We start from the raw sequence: 9,255 nt of genomic DNA on the forward strand, positions 1-9,255 counted from the left end.
ACCTGGCTTCGCGCGCCAGCACCATCACGGCCCGTATGGGCGGTGTGGAACTGCCCTGAATGCTGAGCAGCAAAAAGGGCCGAATCCCATGAGCGACAAATTTTCTCCCATCCTGGCCAAGCTGATGGGGCTTTTCCTGCTGGGACTGATCCGCACGCTGACCGGTGCACAGGCCCGCTGGCAAGGCTGCCCGCCCAAGGCGGAACAGCGTATTTATTTTGCCAACCACCAGAGCCATGCCGACCTCGTGCTGATGTGGGCGGCGCTGCCGGAAGAGCTTCGCAGCATCACGCGGCCGATTGCCGCGAAAGACTACTGGACCAAAACTCCTTTCAAGAAATGGATCACCACGGCGGTCTTCAACGCGATTTACGTGGACCGTGCCAAGACCGGCGACCAGGACCCGCTGGAGCCGCTGATCGAGGCCCTGACCAGCGGTGACTCGATCATCCTCTTTCCGGAAGGCACACGCGGCAACCACGAAGAGCCGCAAAAATTCAAGGCGGGCCTGTACAACCTGGCGCTCAAATTCCCCCAGGTGGTGCTGGTGCCGGCCTGGATCAACAATGTGCAGCGCGTCATGCCCAAGGGGGAAGTCGTACCGGTGCCTATCCTCTGTTCCGTCACCTTCGGCGCACCGATTGCACTGGGCGAGGGCGAAGACCGGGGCGAATTTCTGGCGCGTGCACGCCAGGCCGTCATGGATCTCAGGGAAACCTGACACAAGTCCCGGAATCCCGATGAACACTTTTTTGCGCAACCTTTCTCCCTCACACCAGGTCGGCCTGCTGTTCGTGCTGGTGTTCGGCATCCTGACCGTGATCAGCGTAGCCGCCTTCGTGATGGCCCTCAAGGACACGCACGAAGACGACCTGCACACCCAGAAACTCAAGGAATTCAGCGGCCTGCTGCGCACCTCGTGGTTCATGTCCACGGTGTTCTGGATCGGCTGGACGCTGGGCGAAACCGTGGCAACCGTGCTGTTCGGCATGGTGGCTTTTTTTGCGCTGCGCGAATTCATCACGCTCTCACCCACCCGGCAGGGCGACCACCGCAGCCTGGTGCTGGCCTTTTTTGTGGTGCTGCCGGTGCAGTTTGCCCTGGTCATCACGCGGCACTTTGACCTAGTGACCGTGTTCATTCCGGTCTAYGTGTTCCTGGCGATTCCGGTGGTCAGCGCGCTGGCCGACGATCCTCACCGTTTCCTCGAACGCAACGCCAAGCTGCAATGGGGCATCATGGTCTGCGTCTAYGGCATCAGCCATGTGCCCGCCCTGCTGCTGCTGAAGTTTCCCAACTACCAGGGAAAAAACGCCTTTCTGGTGTTCTTCCTGGTGTTTGTGGTGCAAAGCTGCATGATCGTCCAGCACCTGGTGGGTCGCAAACTGCAACGACCGGGCAGCGCGCCCAATGTCAGCAAGAGCTTTAACTGGACCAGCTGGTTGATCGCCGTCGTTGGGGCCAGCCTGCTGGGCGGACTGTTGGCGGGCCTCACACCCTTCAAGCCGGCGCAGGCGGTGGCCATGGCCTTTATTGCCTGCGTATCGGGCTCGCTCGGGCACCTGGTGATGAAAGCCCTCAAGCGTGATCGCGGCATTCCCAACTGGGGAAATCGCGGCGTGGGCGTCACCGGTGCCAGCGGCCTGTTGGACCGCGTGGATGCGCTGTGCTTTGGCGCACCCATATTTTTTCATTCAGTTAGATGGTATTTTGGCCTCTAACTCAATGAACACGCGCGCGATCAGCTATCAAATACATAGCATATGAGAATCCTCGGCATCGACCCCGGCCTGCAGGTCGCAGGTTTTGGCGTGATCGACATGGACGGCCAGCACCTGCGTTATGTGGCCAGCGGCACCATCAAGACCACACATATGGAACGCAGCGATTTGCCGGGCCGGCTGAAAGTGCTGTTTGAGGGCGTGTGCGAAGTGGTGGAGCGCTACCAGCCCGATGCGGCCTCTGTCGAAATCATCTTTGTCAACGTCAACCCGCAGGCGACGCTGCTGCTGGGCCAGGCGCGCGGGGCCTGCATCACGGCCCTGGTCTCGCGCCAGCTGACAGTGGCCGAATACACGGCGCTACAGCTCAAAAAGGCGGTTGCGGGCTATGGCAAGGCGGGCAAGGCCGAGGTGCAGGAGATGGTGATGCGCCTGCTGAAGCTGCCCTCCCTGCCTGGCAAAGACGCGGCCGATGCGCTGGGGCTGGCGATTACCCACGCCCACGTGGGCAGCGCCATGGCGCGGCTGGCTCAGGCCAGTGGCATAGACACAGCAATGGCGGGGAACTATCGAGGTGGGCGCAGCCGCTAACGCGGCAGGAGCGTCAAGGCAGCCCGGTTGACTCGCTACGCGACGCGCTCGAGTATCAGTACCGCAAAAAATCCGAACGCGGCGATCAGCGTCCACTTGAGAATGGTGAGCCCGAACTGCTTGAACCGTGGCTGCCCAGTACCGGCGTAAAACATGAACGACACCACCGCGGCCAGCAAAAACAGCAGGATGAGCCAGCGAAACAGCAGCATGGCGTGTTCCGCCGGCCCTACCAGGCACGTGCCAGCGTGGCGAAGCCTTGCGGTGCTTTTTTCTCGTCCTCGAAGGTGACGACTTCGTAGGCATCCTTATGCGACAGCAGCTCGCGCAGCAGCTTGTTGTTCATCGCGTGGCCGGAGCGGAACGCGCTGTAGGCGGCCAGCAGCGGTTTGCCCAGCAAATAGAGGTCGCCCATGGCATCGAGGATCTTGTGCTTCACGAACTCGTCGTTGTAACGCAGCCCGTCGCTGTTGAGCACCTTGTAGTCGTCCATGACGATGGCGTTGTCCAGCCCGCCGCCCAAGGCCAGGCCATTGGCGCGCATCATTTCCACATCCTTGGTGAAACCGAAGGTGCGGGCCCGCGCGATGTCGCGTGTGTAGGCGCCCGAACCCATGTCGAACTCAACGCGCTGGCCGGTGGAGTCCACCGCAGGGTGGTCGAAATCAATTTCAAAACTGAGCTTGTAGCCTTCATAGGGGCTCAGGCGCGCCCACTTGGTGTTGGCGCCCTCGCCTTCGCGCACTTCCACAGGCTTGATCACCCGGATAAAGCGCTTGGGTGCGGCCTGCAGCGCAATGCCGGCCGATTGCAGCAAAAATACAAACGAAGAAGCCGAGCCGTCAAGAATGGGGACCTCTTCCGCCGTGATATCGACATACAGGTTGTCAATACCCAGGCCGGCGCACGCCGACATCAGGTGCTCTACCGTATGCACTTTGGCGTTGCCRCTGGAAATGGTGGAAGCCAGCCGTGTGTCCGTCACGGCCTGCGCAGAGATGGCGATGTCCACCGGCTGCGGCAAATCCACACGGCGAAACACGATCCCGGTATCGGGCGCCGCCGGCCGCAAGGTCAGTTCCACCCGCTGGCCGCTGTGCAGGCCCACGCCCACGGCTCTGGTCAGGGATTTAAGGGTACGTTGCTGAAGCATATGGGTGATTTTAAGTGTTGCAGCCGATTGCCGCAGTTGGAGTGTTTGATGGCCACCATAGCCAAAGTGCTACAGGTTTTGCCTTGTTACAGGTGCTGCCTGAAGAATGCCGTCCAGTGCGGCACCGCGACGAAGCGATTCTTCCAGTAGCCCGTGTGGAAAACCTTGCTGACACATCGGGCCATCATGGCGTTGACGTCGTCGCCGGGCATGGTGATGCCGCTGTTAAGTTCGGTCACGCCCGATTCGTCAACCAGAACATCGCATTTGGCATAGTGCGGCCCAAAGACATTGCGTTGCCGTTTGTAAGGCGCGTCGAAACTGTGGCCCTCGCCTTCCAGTACCACGATCTTCGCGTTGCCGCCGCGCCCGTTCATCCAGCCCACGTGGCGTTCACAGTACCGGCTCGGGGTTTCGTCGTCCACTTCACCCGCGTACAAGCGCCGCATGTTGCGCTCAATCAGTGCGTGGGCGAATTTCTGCTGCATCATGACTGCGGCACCGCCACCCTGCGACTCACCGATGCTGCCGACCTTCTCGAAACCGCGGCCGCGCAGCCAGCCGGCAGCTGCGAGGCTGTCAATGGCCATATTGAATTCGTTACCGCCTTTGCGCGATGCCGCCGGATAGTCGTTGTGCGTCACGTCGATGCCTCGAGGCTTCCAGTGATCGATCACCAGCGCTGCGAAACCCTCCTTCTGAAGGCTGTCCACATAGTCAAACATCCGGCTGTCGATGCCCTGAGATCCGTGCGAGATCAGCACAATCTTCGTCTGCCCGGGCTGGCTGAACAGGTAGCCCTGCGCATCGAGCTTGTTGCAGACAAAGGGAGTACCCGCACACACCATGCTGGGCCAACTCACTTTTTCGGCCGCCTCGGGCCTGGCGGTCTGGGCGGGCGCAGACTGCGCGGACAAAACAACCAGCGCGGCGCAAAACCCTCGTATATCCATGGCGACCTCTTTGTTCTGGAGACGCTCTGCGTTGCAAGGCCAAAAAAAAGGGCGGACTACCAGCCCGCCCCTTTCGCCCTGCTTTGCGGGAACCTTAGTCAGCCTGCTTGCGCAGGAAGGCCGGAATCTCGAAGTCGTCCATCCCGCCGGAGGCCAGGGCATCGACTTTTGCGGCCGCCTGGGTCCGGTTGGTACGCCACACGCTGGGCACCGACATGTTGCCGTAGTCGGGCTGGGCCGATCCCATGGCCGTCTGCGCCGCACCGGCGCCATTGGCCGTTGTGTTCAGCGTCGGGACGTTGAACGGCACGTTGTCAGTACCCGTGCGCAGCACCTGCAGCGGCGGCGCATGGCGGCGCACGCCCTGGCGGGACAAGCCCGTTGCGACCACGGTCACACGGATATCGTCGCCCAGTTCATCGTCGTAGGCCGTGCCGTAGATCACATGCGCATCGGGGGAGGCGTATGCGCGGATGGTGTTCATCGCCAGCTTGGATTCGCTCAGCTTGAGCGAGCCCTTTGCCGCGGTGATCAGCACCAGCACGCCTTTGGCGCCCGACAGGTCAATGCCTTCCAGAAGCGGGCAAGCTACAGCCTGTTCGGCGGCGATGCGCGCAYGATCAGGACCGTTGGCCTTGGCCGTTCCCATCATGGCCTTGCCGGGTTCACCCATCACGGTGCGCACGTCTTCAAAGTCGACGTTGACGTGGCCGGGCACGTTGATGATTTCGGCAATGCCGCCCACGGCGTTTTTCAGCACGTCGTTGGCATGCGCAAAAGCCTCATCCTGCGTGACGTCGTCGCCCAGCACTTCGAGCAGCTTTTCATTGAGCACCACGATCAGTGAGTCAACGTTGGCTTCAAGTTCTGCCAGGCCGAGGTCGGCGTTGGTCATGCGGCGACCGCCTTCAAAATCAAACGGCTTGGTCACCACGCCGACGGTCAGGATGCCCATCTCCTTGGCCACGCGTGCGATCACGGGGGCGGCACCGGTACCGGTGCCGCCGCCCATGCCCGCGGTGATGAACAACATGTGCGCGCCGGCAATGGCGCTGCGGATGTCGTCCACAGCCAGCTCTGCCGCATCGCGCCCCTTGTCGGGCTTGCTGCCCGCACCCAGGCCGCTGGCACCCAGCTGGATGGTCTTGTGCGCACTGCCGCGGCTGAGTGCCTGCGCGTCGGTATTGGCGCAGATGAATTCGACGCCTTGCACGCCGCATTCGATCATGTGCCCAACGGCGTTGCCACCACCGCCGCCCACACCGATCACCTTGATCTGTGTGCCCTGGTTGAATTCTTCGATTTCAATCATTTCGATGCTCATTGGGAGCCTCCTAATCAATAAACTGCAGTTGCCAAAATTTTCAGAACGTTGTATTTATGTTTGACATGACCGGCTTACGCAGGGGGATCCGCCCCGCCTGAATGCATACAACGTGAGGGCCTGCCGATAAAAGTGGAATAGGTATTCATCAGAAATTCCCCACAAACCAGTCTTTGACCCGGCCGAATGCGTTGTGCACACTGCCTGCCTTTTGCGACACCTTGTAGCCCCGCATGCGCGCCAGCCGGGCTTCTTCGAGCAAGCCCATGACCGTGGCGGCCCGGGCCTGGGCCACCATGTCTGACAGCGCACTGTTGTAGCGCGGTATGCCCCGGCGAACCGGTTTGAGGAAGATGTCCTCCCCGAGTTCCACCATGCCGGGCATGACGGCACTGCCACCGGTAATGACGATGCCCGAAGACAACACCTCTTCGTAGCCCGACTCGCGGATCACCTGCTGGACCAGCGAAAAAATTTCCTCGATGCGCGGCTCGATCACGCCCGCCAGGGCCTGCTTGCTCAGCATGCGCGGTCCCCGGTCTCCCAGCCCCGGCACTTCCACCTGCGTGTCGGGGTCGGCCAGCAGCTGCTTGGCGTAAYCGCTTTCCACCTTGATGTCTTCAGCGTCCTTGGTGGGCGTGCGCAGCGCCATCGCGATGTCGCTGGTGATCAGGTCACCGGCGATCGGGATCACCGCGGTGTGCCGGATGGCGCCACCGGTGAAGATGGCGACGTCGGTGGTGCCGGCACCGATATCGACCATGGCCACACCCAGCTCCTGCTCGTCCTGTGTCAATACCGCCAGACTCGAAGCCAGCGGGTTGAGCATGAGCTGATCGACTTCAAGCCCACAGCGCCGCACACATTTGATGATGTTTTCAGCCGCGCTCTGGGCGCCCGTCACGATGTGCACCTTGGCTTCCAGGCGTATGCCGCTCATGCCGATGGGTTCGCGCACGTCCTGGCCGTCAATCACGAACTCCTGCGGCTCCACCAGCAGCAGGCGCTGGTCGGTCGAGATGTTGATGGCCTTGGCCGTCTCGATCACGCGCGCTACGTCGGCCTGCGTGACTTCCTTGTCCTTGACCGCCACCATGCCGCTGGAGTTGATGCCGCGGATGTGGCTGCCGGTAATGCCGGTGTAGACGCGGGCGATCTTGCAGTCGGCCATCAGTTCAGCCTCTTTCAGGGCCTGCTGGATGCTTTGCACCGTGGCGTCAATATTGACGACCACCCCGCGTTTGAGCCCGTTGCTCGCCGCGATGCCCAGGCCGGCAAGCTTGAGCTCCCCGCCCGGCATGACCTCGGCCACCACCGCCATGACCTTGCTGGTTCCGATGTCCAGCCCGACCACCAGATCTTTGTATTCCTTGGCCATATATTTACCTTTTTTTCTTTCCGTCGTCTTTGTCAGCGGGGCTTCCCGTGGTGACACCCCTGAGCCTGATCGCATAACCATTGCCGTAACGCAGGTCGGCGGATTCCAGGTCCCGCCCGTACCGGGATGACACCTGCGTCACCGTGGCAATAAAGCGGCGGGTACGTGCCTGTATTTCGTCCAGCGACCCGTGCCCCAGTTCGATCACGGCGCCGCTGTCCAATTGGGCACGCCAGCCACCCTGGCCGGTCATCTGCAATTGCTCCAGCGTGGCATCTGTTTCGTCGAACATCGGCGCCAACGCCTGGTAGGCCTGCAGTACCTGCGCCGCCTGACCCGGCGGCCCATTGAGCACCGGCAGGTCTTCCGCCTCGACGTCGCCCTGGTTGGCCTCAAACACCTCACCGAAGCTGTTGACGAGCCGGGCGTCGCCCTCGGCCCCCCAGAACGCCACCGGTTTGTGTTCCTGCAGCACCACCTTCAACCGGTTCGGAAATTCGCGCTGCACCAGCGCCCTGCGCACCCAGGGAACGGACTCGAACACCGCGCGCGTGGCACCCAGGTTCACCGTGAAAAAATTGCCGGACAACCTGGGCGCCACATTGGCCCGCAGCGTGACGGCGTTGTTGTGCGCAAGGTCGCCCTCCACACGGATTGCGTTCAGGCTGAACAGGGACTGGCGCATGAGCCACGCCACAGCCAGTGACGCAACCATGGCGGCAAACGCCAGGCCCAGAACCACCGAGAAGGTATTCATGAGCTTGACGTCCAGCGGCAAGGAAGGCGGCAGTGGCAGGGTTCTGCTCAAGTGGCGGATCCTCCGTGTTTTTGGTGGTCGAGCGAAGCAGTCTTCAGCACTTCGATGCAAAGGTCTTCATACGAGATTCCGGCTGCTCGGGCGGACATGGGCACCAGCGAATGCCCGGTCATGCCCGGCGACGTGTTGATCTCCAGCAGGTAGGGCTTGCGCGTGGCCCTGTCTATCATCACGTCGGCGCGGGCCCAGCCACGGCAATTGAGAATGCGAAAGGTGTCCAGCACAAGCTGCTGGATGACAGCCTCTTCGCCCTCGGGCAGCCCGCAGGGAACCAGGTACTGGGTGCTGTCGGTGAAGTATTTGTTCTGGTAGTCGTAGTTGCCGTCGGGCGCCACGATGCGGATGACCGGCAGTGCGCGTGCCCCCGCACCGGTACCCAGCACCGGGCAGGTCACCTCGTCACCGCTGATGAATTGCTCGCACAGGACATCGGCATCGAGTTTTTCGGCCTGTGCCACAGCGCTGGCCATGGCGGAGCGTTCCGTCACCTTGGTCAGCCCGATCGACGAACCTTCGCGTGCCGGCTTGACGATCAACGGCAGGCCGAGCGCATCCGGCAAGGCAGCGATGTCTGCAGCGCCGTAAGTGCCACGGCGCAGCAGACGGTATTGAGGGGTTGGCAATCCTTCGGAGATCATCACGCGCTTGGTCATGACCTTGTCGATGGCCATGCTGGAAGCCATGACGCCGGAGCCGGTGTAGGGAATGCCCAGCAATTCGAGCGCACCTTGCACCGTGCCATCTTCCCCAAAGCGTCCATGCAATGCGATGAAGCAACGCTCGAACCCGTCCTTCTTCAGCTCGCTCAGGTCGCGCTCGGCAGGATCAAAGGCGAGGGCATCCACGCCGCGCGAGCGAAGCGCTTTCAGTACCCCGTTACCTGACATCAGCGAAACCTCGCGCTCGGCCGACAGCCCGCCCATCAGGACGGCGACTTTTCCAAAATTCAACGCGCCTGCTTTCATGCCCGGACCTCCCTGGTACCGCCATGCCCTGCCGGCTCCAGCATTTCTGCAACCCTTGCGGGCACCATGCCGATGGATCCGGCCCCCATGCACATCACGACGTCGCCATCCAGCGTGTTGTCGAGGATGGCCTGCGGCATGGCATCGATCTCATCCACAAAGACAGGTTCTACCTTGCCGGCCACGCGTAAAGCCCGCGCCAGCGAGCGTCCGTCTGCGGCCACGATGGGCGCTTCACCGGCGGCATACACCTCGGACAGCAGCACCGCATCGGCGTTGCCGATGACCTTGACGAAATCTTCAAAACAGTCACGCGTGCGGGTGTAGCGGTGCGGCTGGAAAGCCAGCACCAG

10 protein-coding genes and 1 pseudogene are annotated in these 9,255 nt (G+C 61.8%); 3 read left to right on the forward strand and 8 right to left on the reverse strand.

All coding sequences use genetic code 11. The features are described 5' to 3' along the window. Positions 1–88 precede the first annotated feature (88 nt). From AC1DWI_RS12615 to ruvC, 3 genes are read left to right on the forward strand one after another with little or no spacing between them, the layout of a single operon-like run. Complete coding sequence (locus AC1DWI_RS12615) at positions 89–721, forward strand: lysophospholipid acyltransferase family protein (RefSeq protein ID WP_477668391.1); 633 nt, start codon at positions 89–91, stop codon at positions 719–721. 19 nt (positions 722–740) lie between these two features. After that, positions 741–1,721 carry a phosphatidate cytidylyltransferase gene (locus AC1DWI_RS12620; RefSeq protein ID WP_477668392.1) on the forward strand — a complete coding sequence of 327 codons (981 nt, stop codon included), beginning with the start codon at positions 741–743 and terminating at the stop codon, positions 1,719–1,721. Positions 1,722–1,763: 42 nt separating this feature from the next. Next, the gene (gene ruvC / locus AC1DWI_RS12625) at positions 1,764–2,312 is read left to right on the forward strand and encodes a crossover junction endodeoxyribonuclease RuvC (protein ID WP_477668393.1); all 549 of its coding nucleotides are present in this window, start codon (positions 1,764–1,766) and stop codon (positions 2,310–2,312) included. 35 nt (positions 2,313–2,347) lie between these two features. Here the strand turns inward: ruvC and AC1DWI_RS12630 are convergent, their stop codons facing one another. The 8 genes and pseudogenes from AC1DWI_RS12630 to murC all read right to left on the reverse strand — a co-directional run. Then, the gene (locus AC1DWI_RS12630; RefSeq protein WP_477668394.1) at positions 2,348–2,524 is read right to left on the reverse strand and encodes a hypothetical protein; all 177 of its coding nucleotides are present in this window, start codon (positions 2,522–2,524) and stop codon (positions 2,348–2,350) included. A gap of 17 nt (positions 2,525–2,541) precedes the next feature. Beyond that, positions 2,542–3,465, reverse strand: a complete 924-nt coding sequence (lpxC, locus tag AC1DWI_RS12635; protein WP_477668395.1) for a UDP-3-O-acyl-N-acetylglucosamine deacetylase — start codon at positions 3,463–3,465, stop codon at positions 2,542–2,544. Positions 3,466–3,551: 86 nt separating this feature from the next. Continuing rightward, complete coding sequence (locus AC1DWI_RS12640; protein ID WP_477724940.1) at positions 3,552–4,418, reverse strand: dienelactone hydrolase family protein; 867 nt, start codon at positions 4,416–4,418, stop codon at positions 3,552–3,554. A 94-nt stretch (positions 4,419–4,512) separates the two neighbouring features. Next, positions 4,513–5,742, reverse strand: coding sequence for a cell division protein FtsZ (gene ftsZ, locus AC1DWI_RS12645; RefSeq protein WP_477724941.1), 1,230 nt, complete (start codon positions 5,740–5,742; stop codon positions 4,513–4,515). Positions 5,743–5,890: 148 nt separating this feature from the next. Then, positions 5,891–7,120 (reverse strand): cell division protein FtsA, encoded by a 1,230-nt coding sequence (gene ftsA, locus AC1DWI_RS12650; RefSeq protein ID WP_477724942.1) that lies wholly within the window; start codon positions 7,118–7,120, stop codon positions 5,891–5,893. Between the two features lie 4 nt (positions 7,121–7,124). Then, positions 7,125–7,928, reverse strand: coding sequence for a cell division protein FtsQ/DivIB (locus AC1DWI_RS12655; protein WP_477668398.1), 804 nt, complete (start codon positions 7,926–7,928; stop codon positions 7,125–7,127). Continuing rightward, entirely contained in the window at positions 7,925–8,902 is a 978-nt protein-coding gene (locus AC1DWI_RS12660) for a D-alanine--D-alanine ligase (RefSeq protein ID WP_477668399.1), read from the reverse strand. The genes AC1DWI_RS12655 and AC1DWI_RS12660 overlap by 4 nt, the downstream gene beginning before the upstream one ends. After that, positions 8,899–9,255 (reverse strand): annotated as a pseudogene (gene murC, locus AC1DWI_RS12665) (UDP-N-acetylmuramate--L-alanine ligase); the annotation flags it as partial. The pseudogene murC and the gene AC1DWI_RS12660, both read right to left, overlap by 4 nt.

It is taken from the genome of Polaromonas sp. P3_C2 (genome assembly GCF_056402675.1).

Excerpts from the sequence above, each read along its gene's own strand:
- AC1DWI_RS12660 (WP_477668399.1), bottom strand. The coding sequence starts at position 8,902 with ATGAAAGCAGGCGCGTTGAATTTTGGAAAAGTCGCCGTCCTGATGGGC.
- AC1DWI_RS12640 (WP_477724940.1), bottom strand. The coding sequence starts at position 4,418 with ATGGATATACGAGGGTTTTGCGCCGCGCTGGTTGTTTTGTCCGCGCAG.
- ruvC (WP_477668393.1), top strand. The coding sequence starts at position 1,764 with ATGAGAATCCTCGGCATCGACCCCGGCCTGCAGGTCGCAGGTTTTGGC.
- AC1DWI_RS12615 (WP_477668391.1), top strand. The coding sequence starts at position 89 with ATGAGCGACAAATTTTCTCCCATCCTGGCCAAGCTGATGGGGCTTTTC.
- AC1DWI_RS12630 (WP_477668394.1), bottom strand. The coding sequence starts at position 2,524 with ATGCTGCTGTTTCGCTGGCTCATCCTGCTGTTTTTGCTGGCCGCGGTG.